The following is a 20730-nucleotide window of genomic DNA, read 5'->3' as shown; positions in this document are numbered from 1 at the left end:
TCGTGCGGAAAGAGGACGGGACCGAGAGAGATGCGGAACGGCCCGGTACCGCTGTGCGACAGGTCAGGAGACGAAGTCGCGGAGCAGCTTGGTGAACGAGGTGAGCTCGGCGAGCATGTCGGCGGGCAGTGGCTTCTCACTGAAGTGGGCGATCCGGTTGCGGATGTCCTTCACGCGCTTCAAGTGGTGGACGAACTGCGTCCTGTCCATCGCGGTCCAGCCGAGGGTGACCCAGTTCACGTCGGCGTTCGCCGCCAGCGACTGCTTCGTCTGGGCGCCGTCGAGGAGCTTGATGTAGTCGCCGAACATCAGGTCCGTGATCAACCCGGACCGCTCGTCGACCTTCTTGTTGGTCTGGACGGCCTTGATCGCCTCTTGCCCGAGTGCCGCGCCCAAACCCCGGCGGAGCAGGGATTCGATCTCCCCGACGAGGAAGAAGGGGCGTGCTGCCCCCTCGAAGCGGTCGGTGACGTCCTCCGCCGTCACGATGCCGGACAGGCAACCGTCCTCGCCGCGGACCAGGACGTAGCCGTGCTCCTTGATCAGGGGAAGGCAGCCGAAGAACTCCTGGCGTACGTCCGCGACCGGCGGGGAGTCCTTCTGCATGGCGTTCTCGAGCGTGGGCGTCTTGCCGGTCTCGTACATCTTCGCCACCGAGTGCCAGGTGACCACGCCGTGCAGTGTGGCCATGCCCGTGGTGACCGGGACCTGGGAGTACCCGTGGGTGCGCATCAGGTAGGTCGCCTGGGCGGGCGAGGCGCTCAGGCCCACGCTGGCGACCCCGTTGCGGGCGCAGGCCAGATCCCCGATGTGCAGGCGCTGCGGCAGGGCCTGTGAGGGCAACGGCTCATGTGCGTCGTCGGCCTCGGGGTCGGTCTCGGTGACCACGATCGCAGTCAGCTCGACGACGTCGATGTCGCCGCGGTGGTGGCAGACGGCGAAGTCCGGAATGGTCGCCAGGCCGACATCGGCCAGGGACTGCGAAATCAGGTGCACGCTCTGGTGGTTGCGGACGCGCACACCGAAGAGGTCCAGGACGTGCTGGACGGGAATCCGCTGGCCCTTGAGTGACAGAAGGTCCTGCGGGGACGGCTTGGCAGGCATCACTCGCCGCCGTCCGCCGCGCCACGCAGCGCGGTCCGCTTGCCCATGGCACCCTGGACCAGCTCCACCAGCTGCCTGGAACGGTCGAGGTAGAAACGCTCGTAGTCATTGGCGTGCAGGGCGTCGGGATCGATGAGGTGGGTCGCGATGACGTCGTCGAACCACTCGGGCCGCATGTCCGAGGCCGTGATCAGCGACGGAAGATAGGTTGCCGGCGGTCCGGACATGCCCTGGGCGGCGCGGTACGAGAGAGGCGTCTTGTTCACGATGGAGCCCGCCGGGAACTTCAGTCCGAATTCCTTCTCGATCCACGCCTTCGGAAAGACCTGCCGGACGCCCACCCAGTGTTCATCCATACGAGCAGGGCTGATCGGTGCGCCGGTGTAGTGCCAGTCCACCGCGCCCTGCTTGATGAGGAGGGCGTAGATCCCCTTGTAGGCCGCGCTGTGCCGGGTGGTGAGCGTGTCCAGGCGGTCGGGGAAGAAGTAGGCGTCGCTGACGGTGTCCGGAACCTCGCCGCTGCGGCGGATCCACCCGATGAGCTGTTCCACGTCCTTGGTGAAGCGGGTTTCGGTCGAGCCTCCGTACATCTCACCGAGGACGCCGCACCAGTACCACTGGGTGATCATCTCTTCGGCGGTGAGGCTGTCGGTTTCCGTTTCGAGGATCGCGCGGACGGCGGCCAGCGGGACGAGCTGCGTCCGGTAGGGGAGGTCGGCCGCACGCACGATGCACTGCTGCTGGAGGAAGTCACCGACCCAGGCGAAAGCCTCGGCCAACTTCGGTGCCAGACGGTCGAAATCGGCAAGCGGGAGATCCAGGAGGTCGCGGCGCTTGCACGACACCGCAGCCCCGGGGCGCGCGAGCTTGCGCTCCCACGTCCGGACCAGCGCAACGGCCTGCAGGAAGTCGCTGCTGCTCAGGCCGTCCTCGAATCCCTGGTCCAGCCGGCCGAACACCGGGAAGCGGGTGGCCAGATCCTTTTTGATCGTCTGCCAGACGGTGGGCAGCTGGTAGTAGTCGCCGGACTCCGCGGTGAAGTCGCGGTCCCCGGCGTAGGTGGCGGTCAGAAGCTCGAAGACGTTCAGCGGCACGCCCCCGGTGTTGACACGTTCGAACACGGCGCAGACGGCGTCCATCGAGGTGGACGCGGAGAGCCGGATCATCGGGACCTGGAACGACCGGACCTTCTCGAGGACGCGCTCCTCGAACTCCGACCAGAGGTCCCAGTTCCGTTCGTCCGCCTTGACGAACGCCTTCTTCCAGGCATTCACCCGCTGGATGTCGAAGACGAAGTGGAGCGGGAACAGGCCCGCCTCGCACTCGCGCTCGACGGTGGTGAGATCGAGCGAGACGCCACGGGCGAACTCGGTCCGCAGGATCTTGTTCTCCGGGACGGACACGATCGCCTCGTCCCGGTCCGCGGAAGCCCCGGCAGCCTTGGCGATGTTGACGTAGTACCAGCGCTCGATCGGCTTGCCGCGAGTGTCGACCGTCTTCACCGGCGCATCGAGGTACAGCGCCTGGAACAGAGAGGTCAGACGCTGCTGCCCGTCCAGAAGCAGGAGGTGGGGGGTCCGGTCCTGCTCGGAGTCGGCGCCGGTGAGGGCCCGGGCGCGGAACGGTGAGATTCCACCGGTTTCCAGCGTCATCGCCACACCGAGCGGGTAGTCGAGCGTCACCGTCGCGATGATCGCCCGGATCCGGTCGTCGTCCCACTTCCACTCGCGTTGGAAGTCCGGGAGTTGCAGTGTTCCTGACGCGACGTCCGCGAGGACGTTCCTGAGCTTCGGGCTGTCGAGCGCCACGCGGTCTTTCCCCACCTTGAAACCAGAGCATGTGCCGAGGCCGATTTGACCAACTGGATACCTGCGCAGTCAACCGGTTCGGTGGATCTCCGGCCCGGTGGAGGCCGACGCTGCCGATACGTTGGACAGCTGACCCGTGTCCGAGGTATGCGGCATCCTTCCAAGTCGGTTCGATCGTGGTCCAGTATCCGCCCGGGGCGAGGTGGCAGCGGGGCGGTCGCTATCTTGAGGGGTCACTGACAGGCTTAGGGAGGGCGACGGGGATGGGTGGTCGGCGGGTGCTCGCCGTGGTGGCGGCGGCCGGAGTGCTGACGGGCGTGCTGGCCGGGTGCTCCTCGGGGGGGTCGAAGAGCGTCGGCGCGGCGGCCGCCCCGTCCTCGTCCGCGGCGGGTCCGGCGGCGGGAACGGCAGCGGCCTCCGCCCCCGCCCCCGCCTCCGCGCCGGCCGAGGGCGCGCCCGCCCCGGCGGCGCCCTCCGGGCCCGGGGCGGGTTCGGCGCCCGCCTCCGCGCCGGCCCCGGCCGCGGCGGAAGCGCCTCGCGGGGACCTGGAGGCGGCGCTGCTGGACGACAAGGTGGTCGGACAGGTGCTGCCGGACGGCAAGGCGATGCCCGGGTGGGAGGAGGAGAAGCGCAGGGTCGACACCGCCGACCACAAGGTCACCTGCACCGGTGCCGCGGCCGCCTCCTGCGCCGGAAAGCCGCTGAGCGGGTCGGTCCGGTACTCCTCGGGGGACGTCGTCGTGCGCTTCCTGGTGGACACCCTGCCCAGCCGGGACGCGGCGGCGCAGCGGCTGAAGGAGAACTACGCCTCGTACGCCGCCGGGCCGTTCAGGAAGGTCGACACCCCGGCGCTGGGCAGCGAGAGCCAGGCCTTCCAGGGGCCGCTGGCCGAGGGCGAGGGCGTCGGCATCGTGGTGCGCTCGGGCACCGTGGTGGCGAGCGTGACCAGTGAGGGCGGTCCGGTGGACGTGGCCGCCACCCGGCGGTTCGCGGTGATGCTGGTGCAGCGGATCGAGCAGGCGCAGGCCGGGAAGACGCCGGACGCCGGGCTCGCCGCGGGCTGAGGCCCCCTCCCCGCACGCGCAGGGCGCTGGGCTGGGCAAACGGATGTCAGTCGGCCGTGATATGTACCTTCTCGTGGTCACAGTGCGGCCATGCGAAAGATACCGATGACGTTCGAGGGGGCCAGACATGCCGCTGTTCCGACGCCGCTCCGGTGGGGAGGGCGCGCAGGACGGAGCCGGGCGGCGCGGGTTCGGCTTCGGCCGCCGGGGCACCGGATCGCCCGCGGCGGCCGGTGCCGGCGAGCCGCGGCTCGACCCGACGTACGGGGACGAGACGGTCCGCCTGGCGCTCCGCCAGGCCGCCGCCGGGGACTGGCCCGCGCTGCGCCCCGTGCTGGCCGCCGCCGACGGTGCCGACCTGTCCTTCCTGGTCGGGGCGATATCCGACGTGCCCAGGGTCGAGCAGTGGACGGCCCGCGCGCTGGCCGACACCCCGGACGACGCGCTGCTGCTGGTGCTGTCCGGCGCCCGGCACGTCGTCTGGGGCTGGGAGGCCAGGACGAGCGCCCGGGCCAAGGACGTCACCGAGGAGCGCTGGAAGGTGTTCCACGAGCGGCTGGACACCGCCGAGGAGCAGCTACTGGAGGCCGCCGAGCGCGAGCCGTCCTGGCACGCCCCCTGGAGCTTCCTGCAGACGAGCGCCATGGGGGCCTCGCTCGGCGCGGACGTCGCCACCGTCCGCTTCGAGGCCGCCGTGCGCCGGGCGCCCGGGAACGCCGGCTCGCACCGCGCCCGGCTGCAGCAGCTGAGCGCCAAGTGGGGCGGCTCGCACGAGGAGATGCACGAGTTCGCCCGCACCGCGATGCTCGCCGCACCCGAGGGCAGCCAGCTCGGCGAGCTGGTGGCGCTCGCGCACCTGGAGCACTGGCTGGCCCTCCCGGACGGCGAGGACCGCGCGTACCTGACCAGCCCCGCCGTGGTCGGCGAGCTGCAGGAGGCGGCCTTCCGGTCCGTCCTGCACCCCGACTTCACGCCGGTGCGCGGCTGGCAGACGAGCTTCAACGCCTTCGCGATGGCCTTCTCCCTCGCCGACCAGCCCAAGACGGCACGCCTGCTGTTCGAGGCGCTGGACGGCTTCGTGACCGAGGCGCCCTGGCACTACGTGTCGCGCGATCCGGTCAAGGCCTTCCGCGCCCACCGGGACCGCTGCACGTCGTACTGGCGCTGAGCCGTACCCCGTCGGCGCCACCCGCCCGTCACGGCACCTGTCTGTCACGGCACCTGTCTGTCACGGCACCCGCCCGTCACCCGTCGACCACGTCATCCACCGTCATCCACCCCGCGATCGAAAGAGCCTCCGGTGTCCCCTACCGACAACCCGACGAGTGCGCACACCTTCCAGGTGGACCTGCGCGGCCTGGTGGACCTGCTCTCCCACCACCTCTACTCCAGCCCGCGGGTCTACCTGCGCGAGCTGCTGCAGAACGCCGTGGACGCGATCTCCGCCCGCCGCGCCCTCGATCCCGGGGCGCCGGCCAGGATCACCGTCCGCGCCGACGACGAGCTGTCCGTCACCGACACCGGCATCGGCCTGACCGAGCAGGACGTCCACACCTTCCTCGCCACCATCGGCCGCAGCTCCAAGCGCGACGCCGACGGCCGGCTCGACGGCGCCGGGCTGGCCCGGGCCCGCGGCGACTTCATCGGCCAGTTCGGCATCGGCCTGCTCGCCTGCTTCGTGGTCGCCGACGAGATCACCGTGGTCACCCGCTCCGCCGCCACCCCCGACGCCCCGGCGATCGAGTGGCGCGGCAGCTCCGACGGCAGCTACACCATCCGCACCCTGCCCGCCTCGGCCAAGCCCGAGCCCGGCACCACCGTCACGCTGGCCCCGCGCGCCGACGCCGCCGAGTGGACCCGCCCCGGCCGGGTCGTCACCCTCGCCCGGGACTTCGGCAGCCTGCTGCGCCACGACGTCACCGTGATCGACGGCAACGGCACCGAGCACCGGATCAACCGCACCCCGCCGTGGGCCGAGCGCCACGCCTCGCCGATCGCCCGGCGCGACGCCCTCACCGAGTACTGCCGCGCGGCCTTCGACTTCACCCCGCTCGACACCATCGAGCTGGACCTGCCGCTGGTCGGCCTGCGCGGCGTCGCGTACGTCCTGCCGGACGCCGCCCCGCCCTCGCGCCGCAACGGCCACCGGGTGCACCTCAAGGGCATGCTGCTCTCCGACCAGGCCGACGAACTGCTGCCGGACTGGGCGTTCTTCGTCCGCTGCGTCGTCGACACCGACGGGCTGCGCCCCACCGCGTCCCGCGAGGGCCTGTACGCCGACGAGACGCTGGCCGCCGTCCGCGACGCGCTCGGCGCCCGGATCCGCGACTGGCTGACCGGCCTGTCCGCGAGCGACCCGGCCCTGCTGCACCGCTTCCTGTCCGTCCACCATCTGGCCGTCAAGGAACTCGCCCGCTACGACGACGAGTTGCTGCGGATGATGCTGCCCTGGCTGCCGTTCGAGACCACCGACGGCAACGTCACCCTGGACGAGTTCGCCCGCAGCCACCCGGTGGTGCTGGTGACCCGCACGGTCGAGGAGTTCCGGCAGGTCGCCCCGATCGCCGGCGCGGCCGGACTCGGCGTGGTCAACGGCGGCTACACCTACGACCACGACCTGGTGCACCGGCTGCCCGAGATCCGCCCCGGGGTCTCCGTCTCCGACCTCGACCCGGGCACCGTCACCGCGCATCTGGACACCGTCGACCCGGCCGCCGAACTGGCCGCCAACGCCTTCCTGGCGATCGCCCGCGAGGTGGTCGGCCGGTTCGACTGCGACGTCGCGCTGCGCAGCTTCCACCCGACCAACGCGCCCGCCCTGCTGCTCGACAACCGGGAGGCCAGGCACGAGCGCACCCGCGCCGAACTCGCCGACGAGGCCGACGGGTTGTGGGCCGACATCCTCGGCTCGCTGCGCGCCGAGGCGCCCCGCGCCCAGCTGGTGCTGAACCACCTCAATCCGCTGGTGCGCCGCGCCGCCACCGTCACCAGCCGCGAGCTGGCCGTCACCGCCGTCGAGGCGCTGTACGGGCAGGCCGTGCTGATGACCCGCCGGCCGCTCAAGGCCAGCGAGTCCGCCCTGCTCAACCGCTCGTTCATCAGCCTGCTCGACCACGCGATGCTCGGCCACGAGGCGGCCGGCGCGGCGGGTTCCCCCGGCGGCGAGAAGTCCGGCGGCGGGAACTTCGACGGCGAGAAGGAGGCGTGATGCTGGACACCACCGACGCGGTGATGGCCGCGCTGCGCGAGAACGACGCCCGCCCGTACGGCCGGACCAGGACCGTCACCGCCGAGGAACTCGTCGACGCCGCCGAGCAGTTCGAGGACACCGGGGTCCGCTCGATGGCCCTGCTGGAACTGATGGAGGCCTACGAGTACGACGGCGAGCGCAGCAAGAGCCCGGTCGTCTTCGCCCGCATCCTCAAGCTCTGGGACACCGACCCGGACGGCTTCGGCGAATGGGCCCGGCACCAGGTGCTCTGGCGCTTCAAGTGGGTCGCCGACGCGCTCAAGGACACCCCGGACGTCCCGCTCGCGGCGATCCGGCGCTGGCACACCGAACTGCGCGACCGCTACCGCGCGGCCGGCCACGACCTCCAGCCCTACTACGCCCAGCGCTACCACCTGGCCGTGCAGACCGGCATCGGGGTGCAGGACGCCTACGAGCTGTGGGCGGCGCGCCTGCGCTCCGAGCTGAGCGACTGCCACGCCTGCGAGACCCGCGCCCGCGCCCGGCACCTCATCGCCGCCGGGGACGACGCCCGGGCGCTGGAGGTGCTCGCCCCGGTGCTGGACGGCCGCAGCGGCTGCGAGCAGGAGCCCCACCTCAGCCAGGCCACCGCGCTGCTCGCCCAGCTGCGCCAGGGCCGGCTGGACGAGGCCGTCTCCGGCCACCTCGCCGGTTACCGCAACTCCCGCGGCAAGGCCTCGATGCTGAGCGCCCTCGGCCTGCACGTCGAGTTCTGCGCGCTGTCCGGCAACGAGCCGCGCGGCCTCGAACTGCTCGCCGAGAACCGCGGCCTGTTCGCCGTCACGGGGGAGCCGGCGGCCCTGCTGGACTTCCTGACCGGCGTCGAGGTGCTGCTCGGTCGGCTCGCCCGGACCGGCCACGGCGACCTGGCGGTCAGCGGCCCGGCCGGCACCACCTGGACGGTGGACTCCCTGCTCGCCCACGTGCGCACCGAGGCCGACGCCCTGGCTGCCCGCTTCGACGCCCGCAACGGCACCGACGCGGTCGGCGCCGCGCGACGCGCCCGGCTGGCCGTCGAGCCGCTGCTCGCCGAGCCGCTGGCGCTGGGCGTGCGGGCCGCCGCGGCGCCCGGGCTGTCCGCCGCCCCGGCCGTCGCCCCCGCGCCGCGCCGGGCGGTCGAGCCGGAGCCGGAGGACTTCACCGCCCTGGTGCTGCGCGCCCGCGAGCTGGAGGTGCTCGGCCACCCGGACTCCGACCGGCTGTGGAAGCGGGTCGCCGAGCGCGTCGAGGCCGCCGGCTTCGTCCACCCGGAGAGCGCCGAGCTGGGCGGTCCCGGGCGGCTGCGCGCCGAACTCGCCGAGCAGCGCGCCCACGAGGCGCTCCAGCGCGACGCGTACGCCGAGGGCAAGGCCGGACTGCTGGCCGCCGCGGACCTGTTCGAGGAGGCCGGGCTGGCCGGGTCGGCGCTGATGTGCCGCACCCGGACGCTGATCGCGGACCTGGACGAGAGCGACGGCGACGGCGACGTCAAGGGTGACGGCGGCGGCGAGGGCAGCGGCGCCCGGAGGCCCGACTGGGCGGCGCTCGACGCGGCGCTCGTCCGCGCCGAGGAGCTGCGCGCCGGCGGTGAACTGACCGACGACGACTACCTGATCGTGCTGCAGACCCGCGCCTACGCCGCCCACCACGACCTGGTCGAGACGCTGCCCGAGCCCGCCTCCGAGGTGGCCGAGCGCTTCGAGGCGGCCGTCGGGGCGTACTGGCGGGCGGCCGTGGAGCTCGGCTCCGAGCGGCGGGCCGCCACCTCCCGGCAGTACATCGCGGACGCCGCCGCCCGGGCGGGCCGGCTGGCCGAGGCGGAGACCGAACTGCGGGAGGTGCTCGGCCGGTTGGACGCCGCCGAGCTGCCCTGGCACACCCCGCGGGTGCTCGGCCTGCTGGGCCAGGTACTGCTGCAGGGCGACGAGCCCGGCCAGGCGGTCGACGTGTTCCACCGGGCGCTGGCCGAGGCCGTCCGCTGGGGCGACGACTCCTACCCGTTCGCGCCGACGTACATGATGCTCGGTCACTCCTGCCTCCGGGTGGGCGACCTCGGCGGCGCGGTCCGCGCGCTGTCGGAGGCGGCCGCGCGCTACGACCGCAAGGGCGCCGAGGCGGTCGAGGAGGCCGCCCAGGTGCGCCTGCAGCTGGCCGACGTGCTGCGCGACACCGGCCGGGCGGCGGACGCGGTGGCCGTGCTGGAGTCGGTGCTGCTGGACGCGTCGGCGGCCCGGCTGGACGGCCGGATGCTCGCCCAGGCCCGGCTGGACCTCGCCCGGGGCCTGTCCGAGCTGGAGGAGTACCGGGACGCCGCCGAGGAGTACCTGCGGCTGGCCGACCAGGTGGCCGGCTGGGAGGAGCAGGAGACCCACACCATGGTCGCCTGCGAGGCCACCGTGGCGCTCGCCCGGGCCGAGCGCTGGGACGCCGCCGACGCGGCACTGGCCCGGGCCCGCGAGGCTCACGGCAAGGCCCCCCAGGTGGACCAAATGGCCGCCACCCTGAGGGAGTTGGTGCGGCTGACGACGCGGGCGAAGGGCGCGGAGGGGCTGTCGGCCGCGCTCGCCCTGCTGGCCGAGGCGGACGCGCTCGGCGAGGCCGCCGAGCGGGCCGGCATGGAGTACAACTCCTGGTACCTGCGCGGTGGTTCGCACTACGAGCGGGCGCGCGCGCTGGCCGTCGCCGGGCGGCACGAGGAGGCGCTGGCCGAGGTCGAGCGGGCCATCCCGGAGTACGAGGCGGGCGGCGGGCAGGCCGAGTCGCCGCGGGCGGAGGCCGTCCGGCTGGCCGCGCTGATCGAGGGCAGCGACCTCGGCCGCACGGACGCGGCGGTGGCCCGGCTGACGGCCGGCATCGCGCGCTGCGAGGCGGCCGGTCTGCCGGAGGCCGCGGAGATCCTGGCGGACCTGCGGGAGCAGTTCGCGGGCGAGTGACGCCCCGCGTCCTGTCGGTGGGGCGGGGGCCCGGGCCCCCGCCCCACCGGCGGCCGTTCCGTCAGCAGGGCCCGTCGTCGGCCCAGACGCCCCACTGGCCGCCGGCGCCCGGCACCTCGTTCACCGTCCACCACTTGGCGTGGTAGTCGTGCCCGTTGTACGAGACCTTGGCGCCGCCGTTGTAGGTGGTGCTCGCGCTCCACGCCGGGGCGGTGCAGCTGCCCGGGGTGGTCGGGGGAGTCGTCGGCGGGGTGGTGGGCGGCGTGGTGGGCGGGGTCGCGCCGGCGAACCTCACCGTGTACCTGGTGAAGTCCCAGTCGTTCTGCACCACGCTGGAGCAGGAGCCGGACAGCCCCGGGTCGACGTTGCCCGCGCACTGGCGGTCCCGGTTGACCGACCAGTACGTGTAGCGGGCCAGGCCGTGTGCGGTGGCGAAGTCCAGCACGGTCTGGAAGTCGGACTGGTGGAAGTACTCGGCGGCGTCGGTGCGGCCGTTCATCATCGACACGCCCTCGTGGGCGTACGCGGTGGCCTCGTTCCAGCCGAAGGTGGTCTGCAGGATCTGGTTGAACTTCACCAGCGCGTCGGTCTGCGCCGCGGCGCCGTTGAAGCCGCCGTCGAACGGCATGATCGAGTAGTTGTCCGGCGTGAAGCCCTGCGACTTGGCCTCGTTGAGCATCTGGGTGCCGAACCAGCCGGTGCCCGCGGTGGTGCCGGCGGTGGTGATCGACACGTACAGGCCGGGATTGTTCTGCCGGAGGATCCGTGCCGCGCCGATCTCGTTGTGGATGGCCGCGGTGTTCTCGTACTCCGGCTCCTCCAGGTCGAAGTCGATCGCCTTGAGGCCGTACTTGGTGATCACCTTCTGGTACCCGGCGGCGGTCGCCTCGGGCGTGCCGCAGACCTGGCCCAGCTTGGTGCCGCCGTACCCGCCGACCGACACCGAGACGTCCCCGCCCTTGCCGCGGACGGTCTGGATGACGCCCGGCATGGTGGTGTCGGTGTCGATCGAGGAGGTGCCGCCCCAGGCGGGCGAACAGCTGTTGCCCTGCGCCAGGATGAACGCCAGCTGGAAGGCCTTCTGGCCGGTGGCGTCCATGACGGCGGCGGCGTCCGGCGGGCTGTTGTCCTCCGGCATCAGGTACGGCGCCGAGGCGTACCAGTTGCTGCCGAGCCCTCCGGCGGCAGCGCCGGCCGGGCCGGTGGTGTCCGCGGCGGCGGAGCCGGTGCCGGCCAGCGCGGCGACACCGCCGGCGACCAGGCCGAGCACGCCCGCCACGGCGAGCGCGGCCCGGCGGGAGCGGCGCGAGCGGCGGGAGCGGCGTTCCCGCGGCGCGGGTGGGGTGCGGTGTGGGGGAAGAGCGCGTTCCATCGGAAGCCTTTCCAGGACACGGCGGTGGGGGAGGGCGGGCCTGGTCACGCCGGGTGTGGGGGTGGCGTACCGGCCGAACGGGCCGTCGGCGGCGGGTGGTTGCCGAAGGCCCTCACTGGTATAGACCTGTCCCGAAGGGCGGTCAACCCCAAAAGGGTCAAGCCGCGTCCGGCCGACCGGCATGCTCGACGGCGCCGCCGACGACGCCGAGATGGCGCTGGATGACCTGGACGAGGCGGGACTGCTGCTCCCGAGGCCGAACGGGCGGGGGCTGCACGACCTCAGGTGGTCCTGCGGCGACATGGGGCGATGGCAGCGGCCGGGGCGCCGAAACGGCGTGGATCAGCGCATTCCGCCCCACCGCTCCTCCCCGTCACCGGGAGCCCCGTCAGCCGCGGGTGAATCCACGCGACCGGTGGGGAGCCGTTGCGGCAGATCAGGCCCTGGCGGCGGGGCCCGCTCCGGCCCTGACGGCGGGGCCCCTCAGGTCCTGCCGACGAGGTCCGCGCCCACGCCCGCCAGCAGACCGCTGACCGCCGGGGACCACGGGCGGCCGCTCGGCCCGGTGAGCGTCAGCGTCCGGTGGACGGCGGGGCGGATCGGGACCAGCACGCAGTCGGCCGGGAGCATGGTCAGCGCCAGCGCGGGCATCACCGACACCCCGACGCCCGCGTGCACCATGCCGATCAGGGTGTTCAGGTCGCGGATGCGGTGTCGCGGAGTGAAGCGGACCCCGGCCCGTCGGTAGGCCTCGCGGACGTGGCGCTCGCAGCCGCCCTCCGAGAGCAGGAAGTCGTCGTCCTCCAACTCGGCCACGTGGACGGTCGGTTCGCCGGCCAGCGGGTGGTCGCGGCGCAGCAGCACGTGCATGGAGTCGGCGCCGAGCGCGACCGCCCCGGGCGGCAGCCGGCCGGCGTCCACCAGCACGGCGGCGTCCACCGTGCCCGCCTCCAGCCAGGCCGCCAGCTCGTCGTCCTCGCCCTCGAAGACCCGGACGGTCAGCTGCGGGTGGGCCGCCCGCCAGTCCTTCAGCAGTCCGGGCAGCAGTGCCTGGCAGACTGTGGTCGGCGCCGCCAGCCGTATGGTGCCGGTCAGGCCGCCGGAGTGCCGGGCGGCGATCGCGCGGACGGCGGCGGCCGAGGCGACGGCCGTCCGGGCGTGCGGCAGGACCTGTTCGCCCAGTGGGGTGGCGCGGCACGGGCTGCCGCGCCACAGCACGGGCGCGCCGAGGGCCCGTTCCAGGGCGGCGACGGCGTGCGAGACCGCGGACTGGCTGATGCCCAACTCGTCGGCGGCCGCGCCGAAGCCGCCGGTGTCGGCGACCGCGACCAGGGCCCTGAGCTGGGCCAGGTTGACGTCCGAGGCCATGAGACTTCCTCATCGCGAGTGCAATGCCACTTGTTGGACTCATGGTGCGGCGCCGGGCCAGTCTCTGTCCAGCTGATGGCACGGACGCGGACACGGGAGTCGGACATGGAGGTGGTGGGGATGCGGCGCTGGCTGCCGGGCTTCGTGGCCCTGTCGGCGATCTGGGGCGCGAGCTTCGCCCTGATCAAGGTGGCGGTCGACGCGGGGGTGCCGCCGCTCTGGGTGGCTCTGTGGCGCTGCCTGCTGGGCGCGGCCGCGCTGTGGGTGATCCTCGCGGTGCGCGGCGAGCGGGTCCCGCGCGACCGGGTGCTGTGGGGCCACTCGGCGGTGGTGGCGGTGCTGCTCAACGCCGTGCCGTTCACCCTCTTCCCGTTCGGCGAGACCAGGGTCAGCTCGCTGCTCGCCGGGGTGATGAACGCGACCACCCCGCTGTTCACCCTGCTGTTCGCGGTGCTGACCGTCCCCGAGGAGCGCCGCCCGGGCGCCCGGCGGCTGGCCGGACTCGGGCTCGGCTTCCTCGGCGTGCTCACCGTGCTCGGGGTCTGGCGCGGCCTCGGTGCCGGGGCGACGACCGGCGCGCTGGCCTGCCTGGCCGCCACCTGCTGCTACGGCGCCGGCTACGTCTACCTGCGCCGCTTCCTGTCCGGCCGCTCGGAGTCGGTGGCCGCCCTGTCCGTGCTCCAGATCACCTGTGCCGCCGTCGAGCTGGCCCTGGTCGCGCCGCTCGCCGCGGGCGTCCCGCACTGGCCCGGGGCCGGCGCCGCGCTCGCCCTGCTGGTGCTCGGAGTGCTCGGCACCGGTCTGGCGTACCTGCTCAACATGGCGCTGGTGCGCGGTGCGGGGACGACCGTGGCCTCCGCCGTCACGTACGCGATGCCGCTCTGGTCGACGGCGCTCGGCGCGGCCGTCCTGCACGAGCCGGTGGGCTGGAACGCCCTGGCCGGCGGCGCGCTGGTGATCGTGGCCGTCGCGCTGACCAGACCGCGCCGGGCCCGGGCGGAGGCCCAGGAGGCAGCCCGGGAGGCAGCCCGGGCGAAGGCCCCGGCGTAGGCCCGGGTGGCGGCCCCGGGCGGAGCCCCGAAGGGCCGTCCGACGTTCCGTTAGGGTTGACCGGGTGAGCGAGGGGAGCAGCGAGGGGGAGCGGCGGTCCGCGTCCGTCCGCGAGGCACTGTGGGCGCACCCGCTGCGCTTCCCCTTCACCCGCCGGGTGCCGCGCTGCTGGGCGTACCTGCTGGGCAGCGCCCTGCTCGGGCCGGTGCAGCTGGTGGTCCTCGCGGTGCTGCTGGTGCTCGGCGTGGGCCTGTCGGTGGTCGGCATCGGGCTGCCGGTGCTGCTCGCCCTGGCACTCGCGGGCATCCCGGCCGCCACCGCCGCCCGGTGGCGGCTGCGGCTGGTCGAGCCGGTCCCGCTGCCCGACCCGCACCGAAGCCTGCCCGGGGCGGGCCGCCGCGCCCGCATCCGCACCCGGCTGCGCGAGCGGGCCACCTGGCGCGAGCTCGCCCACGCGGTACTCGCCTCGACGGTGCTGGCCGCCGCCGCGCTCGGCTTCACCGTCCTCCTGGTGCTCTTCGGCCTGTACGCGCTCTCCCCGCTGGTGGTCTGGGCGCTCGCGCCGGAGACGGTGATGCTGATCCCCGGGCACGCCGCCCACGGGCCGCTCGCCGCCCTGCCGTTCACCGCCGCCGGGCTGGCCGGCCTGCTGCTCTGCGCCTACGCCGGGGCGCTGCTGACCACCGCCGAGGTCGCCCTGGCCCGCTTCCTGCTCGGGCCCCGGGAGGACGACCTCGGCCGCCAGGTGCTCGAACTCACCCGATCCCGTGCCCGGTTGGCCGACGCCTTCGAGGCCGAGCGGCGCCGGATCGAGCGCGACCTGCACGACGGAGCGCAGCAGCAGCTGGTCGCGCTGAGCATGACCCTGGGGCTCGCCGAGTACGAGCTGCGCGAGCGGGACGGCCGGGCGGCGGAACTCGTCACCCGGGCGCGCGGCGAGGCCCGGCAGGCGCTGGAGCAGCTGCGCGGGCTGGTGCGCGGCATCCACCCGCAGGTGCTCACCGACCACGGGCTCGCCGCCGCCGTGGACGAGGTCGCCCAGCGCCACCCGATTCCGGTGGCCACCGACATCGAGCTCCCGGAGCGGCTGCCCGCCCCCGTGGAGACCACCGCCTACTTCACCGTCACCGAGGCGCTCACCAACGCCGCCAAGCACAGCGGTGCCACCGCGATCACCGTCCACGGGCGGGTCTCGCGCGGGCGGCTGGTCGTCCAGGTGACCGACGACGGCCGCGGCGGGGCCGACCCGGCCGCCGGGGCCGGGCTGGCGGGGCTCGCCGACCGGGTGGCACTGCTGAGAGGACGGCTGATGGTGACGAGCCCGACGGGCGGCCCGACGACGCTGCGGCTGGAGGTGCCGTGCTCCGGGTCGTGATCGCCGAGGACGCGGTGCTGCTGCGCGCCGGACTGGTCGAACTCCTCGCCCTCGGCGGCCACGTGGTGACCGCCGCCGTCGGCGACGCCCGGGCGCTGGCGGCGGCCGTCGACGCCGACCGTCCCGACATCGTGCTCACCGACGTCCGGATGCCCCCCGACCACACCGACGAGGGCCTGCGCGCCGCCCTCGCCCTGCGCGAGCGCCACCCGGGCCTGCCCGTCCTGGTCCTCTCCCAGTACGTGGCCACCCCGTACGCGACCCGGCTGCTCGCCGCCGCCGGCGCCCAACCGGCCGGTCTGGGCTACCTGTTGAAGGACCGGGTCGGCGACGTCGCGGAGTTCCTGGACGCGCTGCGGCGGGTCGCCGGCGGGGAGACGGTGATCGACCCCGAGGTGGTCCGGGTGCTGCTGCGCGGCCAGTCCGTCGACCGCCCGCTCGCCCGCCTCACCCCGCGCGAACGCGAGGTGCTCGCGCTGATCGCCGAAGGCCTCAACAACCAGGCCGTGGCAGGCCGGTTGAGCATCACCGAGGCCTCGGTGGTGAAGCACTGCGGGAACATCTTCATGAAGCTGGACCTGGACCCGACGGAGGGCAACCGGCGGGTGCTCGCGGTGCTGGCCCACCTGCGCGGGGAGTGAGCGGCCGGCCCGCCGGATGACGGATCACCCCCTTGTCAGGGCGGTCGCGGTGCCGGAACGATGGCGTCATGGCAAGGACACGGGAACCGCAGAGCGCGCTCGTCAACCGACTGCTCAAGGGCGAGGCGACCAAGGACGACACCACGACGGCCCAGGCGAACTTCCTGCTGTGGCTGCGCCAGGAGTGGGCCGGGGACGGCGACCAGGCGCTGACGGCCTGCCAGGACATGCTGACGCAGGCCGGCGGCGAGGAGTGGCGGGCACTGCCGGAGCGTGATCTGTCCGCCCACGTCTGGCTGTTCAGCTTCTCCTGCCCGAGCCGGGACGACCTGGCCGGCCAGGCGCGGAACTGGGTGACGGCCGTCCACGCCAACGGCGGGGCCCCGGCGATCGCCCGCCTGGTCAGGCACCTGCGGGGGCAGCCGGAGTGACGTGCGCGGCCGGAGCGCTGCCCGCAGTGGCCGGGGTGTGCCGGGCGGCCGCGTCGGGCAAAGGCACAGCGGGGTCGAGCAGCTCGGTGAGCCGCCGCGCCGAGGCCTCCCAGGTCCAGTGCTCCTCGGCCCAGCGCCGCCCCGCCGCCCCCATCCGGGCGCGCTCGGCGGGCGGGGCGAGCAGGATCCGGGTCAGGGCGGCGGCCACCTCGGCGGGGGCCCGGCCGTCGACCACCGCGCCGGTGACACCGTCCAGGATGGTGTCCGGGGCGCCGCCGGAGCGGCCGGCCACCACCGGCAGGCCGGCGGCCGCCGCCTCCAGGAAGACGATGCCCAGGCCCTCGGCCTCCAGACCCAGCCGGCGGGTGCGGCACGGCATCGCGAAGACGTCCGCCCCGGCGTAGTGCGCGGCGGTCGCGGCGTGGTCGAGGCCGCCGGTGAACACCACGCTGCCCGGCTCGGTGAGCCGGCGGGCGAGGCCCCGCAGCCGACCCTCGTCCGGGCCCCGGCCGACCAGCATCAGGGTGGTCCCGGGCACGGCCCGGCGGACCGCGGGCAGCGTCCGGATCAGCACGTCCTGGCCCTTGCGCGGGACCAGCCGCGCCACGCAGAGGACCACCGGGGCGGTCGCCGGGCTCCCGGCGCCGGCGGGCCGGAACACCGACGGGTCGACCCCCGGCACCAGGCGCGCCAGCCGGGCGTCCGGTCCGAGCGCGGGCGCGATCCGGGCGCGGGTGTAGGCGCCGAGGTAGGTCACCACGTCCGTACCGCGGCCGATCCGGCGCAGCAGGCCGCGGGCGCCCGGGGTGCGGGCCCACCAGATCTCGTGGCCGTGCGTGGTGGCGACGGTGCGGCGGATGCCCGGCGCCAGCCGCCGCAGGCCGGGCGCCATCGCGGCGAGCGGGGCCGCGGCGCCGAACCAGACCCGGTCGCAGCCGTGGGCACGGGCGATCTCCGCGGCCCGGCGGGTGGCCCGCGGGGTCGGCAGCAGCACGCGGGCGCGGTCGCGGATCACCGGGTAGGGGAGAGCGGCGTCGTGGCGCTCGGCGCCCGGTTCGGCCGAGGTGTAGACCACGACGTCGTGACCGGGGACGCGGTCGGCCATGGCCCGGACGAAGGTCTCGATGCCGCCCTGGCGCGGCGGGAAGTCGTTGGTGACGACGAGGGTGGTGCCCATGGCAGGCCTTTCGAAGCGGAGGACGAGGAGGAGAGCAGGACGAGGACGAGCGGCAGCGCGAGGTAGCCGAACCGCCCGGCGGGCGCCAGCAGGAAGGCCGCCGACAGCCCCAGGGCCAGCCGGTGCGCCGCGGCGGACGCGGTGCGGGGCGGGCGGGTGAGCAGCGAGGCCCCGACGGCGAGCCCGGCGAGCAGCAGCAGGCCGACGGCGGCGTACCAGCCCATCGGGCCGAGATCGGCGAGCAGCCGCCCGGGCAGCGGGCTGGCGGCCGGGGTCGCCAGCCGGCCGCGCCCGGTGGGGAAGGCGAACACCTGCTCCACCAGCGGCCCGGGCGCGCGCAGCGCCACCGGCAGCACCGCGACCGCCGCCGCGCCCACCGCGACGGCCGTCCCGCGCAGCGCCGCGCGCCGTCCGGCGGCGGCCGCCAGCAGGGCCGCGACCACGGCGAGCGCCGGCCAGGCCGTCCACTTCAGCGAGCAGGCGGCGGCCAGCGCCGCCCCGGCCGCCACCGGCCGCCGTTCGGCGGCGCGGACCAGGGCGAGCCGGCACAGGCCGATGAGCGGCAGGTCGACCCCGCTGACGCAGAGCGGCAGCGCGACCACCGGCGAGGCGGTGAGCGCGGCGGCGCCGAGCCGGCGCCCGGCGGGAACCGTCCGCAGCACGCAGAGCAGGAAGACGGCCGCGCACCAGAGCCGGGCGTCACCCAGCGGCGAACCGCCCAGCAGCGCCCGGGGCAGGCCCAGCAGGGCCATCCCCGGGAGGTACGGGTCGTACTCCTCGACGGACTGCGGGTCGGCCAGGTACGGCGTGCCGGTGTGCAGCAGCAGTGACCCGGAGCGCTCGATCACCCCGACCTCGCTCTGCCCCTGCCCGGTCGGCACCAGCACGAGCAGCGGCACCAGCACCGCCCCGACGGCCGCGACCGCCACCGACAGCTCGGGCCCGCGCCGCCGTGCCGTCGCCACGACGAGCGCCGCGAGCAGGTACCCGCCGGCCGCCCAGGCCCCCCAACTCCGGTGCGGCCCGAGCCCGGACACCAGTGGGAACGCCCCCGCCCACCCCGCCGCGGCCAGCCACCCGCCGCACCACCACCACGCCCGTTTCGTCACCCCTTCATTGCATCGCCGCAGGCCGGCGGGGTCAGCACGGTCAAGTCGAGTCCCGTGGTCGGGTTTCCCCTACCTTCGCCCGGGCGCCGCACCTGTCCGCGGCACCGGCCCGCTGCCGGGGCGGCGAGCCGGTCCGTCCGGCCCGGGAGCCGAACGCCCCCGGCCTGCGCTGACGTTCGGTGGCAGGCGGATTACTGATCGTCCCGACGGGCCCGCTATCCTCGCCGTGTGCTGAGGTCGTGGGATGCGGCGGTGGAGCGGGCGCAGGACCGGCTGGCGGCGGGGCCGCGACTGCGGGCGGCCGTGCCGGGGGAGGAACGGCGGTTCGCGCTCTGGGACTTGGCGTCCCTGGTGGAGGGCGGGCTGGGCGAGCTGGTGGACCCGGACGGGCTGGCGCCGCAGGCGGAGCGCGGGTGGCGGGAGCGGCTGGGGGAGAGCGGGCGGGAGTGGCCCGGCGGTGAGCTGTACCGGCGCCGCTACTGGATCCAGGACGACGGCGGCACGGTCGTCGGCACCGTCGCGGTGGACAACTGGACGAAGGGCCCGAGCCAGCTCGCCGTTTCCTCCCTCTACGTGACGCCGGAGGCGCGCGGCCGCGGCCTGGCCGCCGCCGCGCTGGACGAGGTCTACGCGGCGGCCACCGCCGAGGGCCTGCCCGGGTTCCGGCTGGAGGCGCACTGGGCCTGGCAGCCGGCGGTCCGCTACTACCTGCGCCGGGGCCTGTGGGTGGTGGGCTGGAAGCGCTCGCTGTCCTTCGCCCGGATGCCCCAACTCCCCGCGCACCGGGTGCGGGAGGAGGACGGCCGGCTGCTCCTGCTGGTCGAGGACCGGCTGCGCGGCTGGGTGCCGATACTGACGGCCGGGCAGGAGGGCCGCTGGCTGCGGCTGGACGAGACGGCGGACTACCGGGGCTGCGACGGCTGGGTGCACGAGTACGCCCGCTCCACGCTCGCCCTGTGCCTGGCACTGGCCGGCCGGCCGTTGGTGCGCGGCCCGCAGTGGTGGGCGGAGGCGTGGCGCTGGTCGGACGCCGGGGAGCCGGAGGGCCTGGCGTACCGGATCGAGGAGTTCGAACGGGCGGCCTTGGAGGCGGGCCGGCCGGTGGCGAGCCCGTACCGCCCGGTGCCGCTGCCGGAGTCCGCGCTCCCGCAGTCCCGGCTGCCGGAGTCCCGGCTCCCGGTGTCTCCGCTGTCGGAATCCCCGCTGCCTGAGCAGGCCCCGCCGGTGTCCTGGCGGCTGGCAGACTCGGGGGATGGCTGAGATCGAGATCGACGGCGCCCCCGCCGACCCGGCGCGGCTGGCCGCGCTGGGGCTGCTCAACTACGGGCACTTCACCACCCTGCGCGCCGAGGCGGGCCAGGTGCGCGGTCTGGCGCTGCACCTGGACCGGCTGGTCCGGGACTGCCGGCTGCTGTTCGGCGCCGAGTTGGACCGGGCGGTCGTGCGGGAGCGGATCGGCGCGGTGCTGCCGGCCGACGGCGCGCCGGTGATCGTCCGCGTCACCGTGTACGACCCGGCGCTCGGCCTGGAGCGCCCCGCCGCCCCGGCCGCACCCGCCCTGCTGGTGACCACCCGCCCGGCGGCGACGTCCGACCCCGCCCCGCTGCGCGTCCGCACCACCACCTACCGGCGGGAGCTGCCGGAGGTGAAGCACGTCGGCCTGTTCGGCCTGGTGCACCACCGCCGGCAGGCCCAACTGGCGGGCTTCGACGACGTGTTGCTGGTCGACGAGGGCGGCCTGGTGGTCGAGGGCGCGACCTGGAACGTCGGCTTCCTGGCCGGGGACGAGCTGGTCTGGCCGCAGGGCCCCAGCCTGTCCGGCGTCACCGAGGCCCTGCTGTCCGCCGCGTACCGCGGGCCGCAGTCCCACGCGCCGCTGCCCGCCGACGCGCTGGCCCGCTTCACCGCCGCCTTCGCGGTCAACGCGGGCGTCGGGGTGCGTCCGCTGGCGGCCGTGGACGGCACCGCCTTCGATCCCGCGCACCCGGTGCTCGCCGAGCTGCGAGCCTCCTACCTGGGGATTCCCGGTGAACGGGTGGGGGGATAACCCCACCTCCGGTCCGCCGGTG

At 74.7% G+C, this 20730-nt stretch carries 16 protein-coding genes; 10 read left to right on the top strand and 6 right to left on the bottom strand.

Annotated elements, in window-relative coordinates; genetic code table 11:
- Positions 1-63: 63 nt before the first annotated feature.
- Both ACGF13_RS12255 and ACGF13_RS12250 read right to left on the bottom strand, forming a co-directional pair.
- Positions 64-1104, bottom strand: a complete 1041-nt coding sequence (locus ACGF13_RS12255; protein ID WP_392872517.1) for a CBS domain-containing protein — start codon at positions 1102-1104, stop codon at positions 64-66.
- Positions 1104-2912, bottom strand: a complete 1809-nt coding sequence (locus ACGF13_RS12250; RefSeq protein ID WP_392872514.1) for a DUF262 domain-containing protein — start codon at positions 2910-2912, stop codon at positions 1104-1106. Before ACGF13_RS12250 ends, ACGF13_RS12255 begins: the two co-directional genes overlap by 1 nt.
- 263 nt (positions 2913-3175) lie before the next feature.
- Here ACGF13_RS12250 and ACGF13_RS12245 point away from each other — a divergent pair, with 263 nt between their 5' ends.
- The 4 genes from ACGF13_RS12245 to ACGF13_RS12230 all read left to right on the top strand — a co-directional run bounded on the left by ACGF13_RS12245 (position 3176) and on the right by ACGF13_RS12230 (position 10138).
- A complete protein-coding gene (locus tag ACGF13_RS12245) occupies positions 3176-3976 on the top strand; it encodes a hypothetical protein (RefSeq protein ID WP_392872511.1) in 801 nt (266 codons plus the stop codon).
- Between the two features lie 127 nt (positions 3977-4103).
- Entirely contained in the window at positions 4104-5144 is a 1041-nt protein-coding gene (locus tag ACGF13_RS12240) for a hypothetical protein (RefSeq protein WP_392872508.1), read from the top strand.
- A gap of 132 nt (positions 5145-5276) precedes the next feature.
- A complete protein-coding gene (locus tag ACGF13_RS12235; RefSeq protein WP_392872505.1) occupies positions 5277-7184 on the top strand; it encodes an HSP90 family protein in 1908 nt (635 codons plus the stop codon).
- Entirely contained in the window at positions 7184-10138 is a 2955-nt protein-coding gene (locus ACGF13_RS12230; RefSeq protein WP_392872502.1) for a hypothetical protein, read from the top strand. Before ACGF13_RS12235 ends, ACGF13_RS12230 begins: the two co-directional genes overlap by 1 nt.
- Before the next feature lie 61 nt (positions 10139-10199).
- Here the strand turns inward: ACGF13_RS12230 and ACGF13_RS12225 are convergent, their stop codons facing one another.
- A complete protein-coding gene (locus ACGF13_RS12225) occupies positions 10200-11510 on the bottom strand; it encodes a carbohydrate-binding protein (protein ID WP_392872499.1) in 1311 nt (436 codons plus the stop codon).
- A gap of 483 nt (positions 11511-11993) precedes the next feature.
- The gene (locus tag ACGF13_RS12220; RefSeq protein WP_392872496.1) at positions 11994-12878 is read right to left on the bottom strand and encodes a LysR family transcriptional regulator; all 885 of its coding nucleotides are present in this window, start codon (positions 12876-12878) and stop codon (positions 11994-11996) included.
- 105 nt (positions 12879-12983) lie between these two features.
- Here ACGF13_RS12220 and ACGF13_RS12215 point away from each other — a divergent pair, with 105 nt between their 5' ends.
- The 4 genes from ACGF13_RS12215 to ACGF13_RS12200 all read left to right on the top strand — a co-directional run bounded on the left by ACGF13_RS12215 (position 12984) and on the right by ACGF13_RS12200 (position 16375).
- Positions 12984-13928, top strand: coding sequence for a DMT family transporter (locus tag ACGF13_RS12215; RefSeq protein ID WP_392872493.1), 945 nt, complete (start codon positions 12984-12986; stop codon positions 13926-13928).
- Positions 13929-13992: 64 nt separating this feature from the next.
- Complete coding sequence (locus ACGF13_RS12210) at positions 13993-15303, top strand: sensor domain-containing protein (protein ID WP_392872490.1); 1311 nt, start codon at positions 13993-13995, stop codon at positions 15301-15303.
- On the top strand, positions 15288-15944 hold the full coding sequence (locus ACGF13_RS12205) for a response regulator (protein ID WP_392872487.1): 657 nt from the start codon (positions 15288-15290) through the stop codon (positions 15942-15944). Before ACGF13_RS12210 ends, ACGF13_RS12205 begins: the two co-directional genes overlap by 16 nt.
- Positions 15945-16012: 68 nt before the next feature.
- The gene (locus ACGF13_RS12200) at positions 16013-16375 is read left to right on the top strand and encodes a hypothetical protein (RefSeq protein WP_392872484.1); all 363 of its coding nucleotides are present in this window, start codon (positions 16013-16015) and stop codon (positions 16373-16375) included.
- On the opposite strand, the gene ACGF13_RS12195 is transcribed toward ACGF13_RS12200, so the two are convergent.
- Positions 16347-17501 carry a glycosyltransferase family 4 protein gene (locus ACGF13_RS12195; RefSeq protein ID WP_392872798.1) on the bottom strand — a complete coding sequence of 385 codons (1155 nt, stop codon included), beginning with the start codon at positions 17499-17501 and terminating at the stop codon, positions 16347-16349. The genes ACGF13_RS12200 and ACGF13_RS12195 overlap by 29 nt on opposite strands.
- Entirely contained in the window at positions 17387-18661 is a 1275-nt protein-coding gene (locus tag ACGF13_RS12190; protein WP_392872481.1) for a hypothetical protein, read from the bottom strand. The genes ACGF13_RS12195 and ACGF13_RS12190 overlap by 115 nt, the downstream gene beginning before the upstream one ends.
- 228 nt (positions 18662-18889) lie before the next feature.
- On the opposite strand from ACGF13_RS12190, the gene ACGF13_RS12185 reads away from it, so the two are divergent.
- Both ACGF13_RS12185 and ACGF13_RS12180 read left to right on the top strand, forming a co-directional pair.
- On the top strand, positions 18890-19921 hold the full coding sequence (locus ACGF13_RS12185) for a GNAT family N-acetyltransferase (RefSeq protein WP_392872478.1): 1032 nt from the start codon (positions 18890-18892) through the stop codon (positions 19919-19921).
- Positions 19914-20708: an aminotransferase class IV gene (locus ACGF13_RS12180; RefSeq protein WP_392872475.1), complete on the top strand. Its 795-nt coding sequence runs from the start codon at positions 19914-19916 to the stop codon at positions 20706-20708. Before ACGF13_RS12185 ends, ACGF13_RS12180 begins: the two co-directional genes overlap by 8 nt.
- Positions 20709-20730 lie beyond the last annotated feature (22 nt).

Origin of the sequence: Kitasatospora sp. NPDC048286 (genome assembly GCF_043201735.1) — a bacterium.
In the GTDB taxonomy this organism is placed as follows: domain Bacteria; phylum Actinomycetota; class Actinomycetes; order Streptomycetales; family Streptomycetaceae; genus Kitasatospora.
Note: the sequence above shows the minus strand (reverse complement) of the source record. Positions and strands in the feature narration are given on the sequence as shown.

Excerpts from the sequence above, each read along its gene's own strand:
- ACGF13_RS12180 (WP_392872475.1), top strand. The coding sequence starts at position 19,914 with ATGGCTGAGATCGAGATCGACGGCGCCCCCGCCGACCCGGCGCGGCTG.
- ACGF13_RS12240 (WP_392872508.1), top strand. The coding sequence starts at position 4,104 with ATGCCGCTGTTCCGACGCCGCTCCGGTGGGGAGGGCGCGCAGGACGGA.
- ACGF13_RS12200 (WP_392872484.1), top strand. The coding sequence starts at position 16,013 with ATGGCAAGGACACGGGAACCGCAGAGCGCGCTCGTCAACCGACTGCTC.
- ACGF13_RS12220 (WP_392872496.1), bottom strand. The coding sequence starts at position 12,878 with ATGGCCTCGGACGTCAACCTGGCCCAGCTCAGGGCCCTGGTCGCGGTC.
- ACGF13_RS12245 (WP_392872511.1), top strand. The coding sequence starts at position 3,176 with ATGGGTGGTCGGCGGGTGCTCGCCGTGGTGGCGGCGGCCGGAGTGCTG.
- ACGF13_RS12230 (WP_392872502.1), top strand. The coding sequence starts at position 7,184 with ATGCTGGACACCACCGACGCGGTGATGGCCGCGCTGCGCGAGAACGAC.
- ACGF13_RS12225 (WP_392872499.1), bottom strand. The coding sequence starts at position 11,510 with ATGGAACGCGCTCTTCCCCCACACCGCACCCCACCCGCGCCGCGGGAA.
- ACGF13_RS12215 (WP_392872493.1), top strand. The coding sequence starts at position 12,984 with ATGGAGGTGGTGGGGATGCGGCGCTGGCTGCCGGGCTTCGTGGCCCTG.
- ACGF13_RS12255 (WP_392872517.1), bottom strand. The coding sequence starts at position 1,104 with ATGCCTGCCAAGCCGTCCCCGCAGGACCTTCTGTCACTCAAGGGCCAG.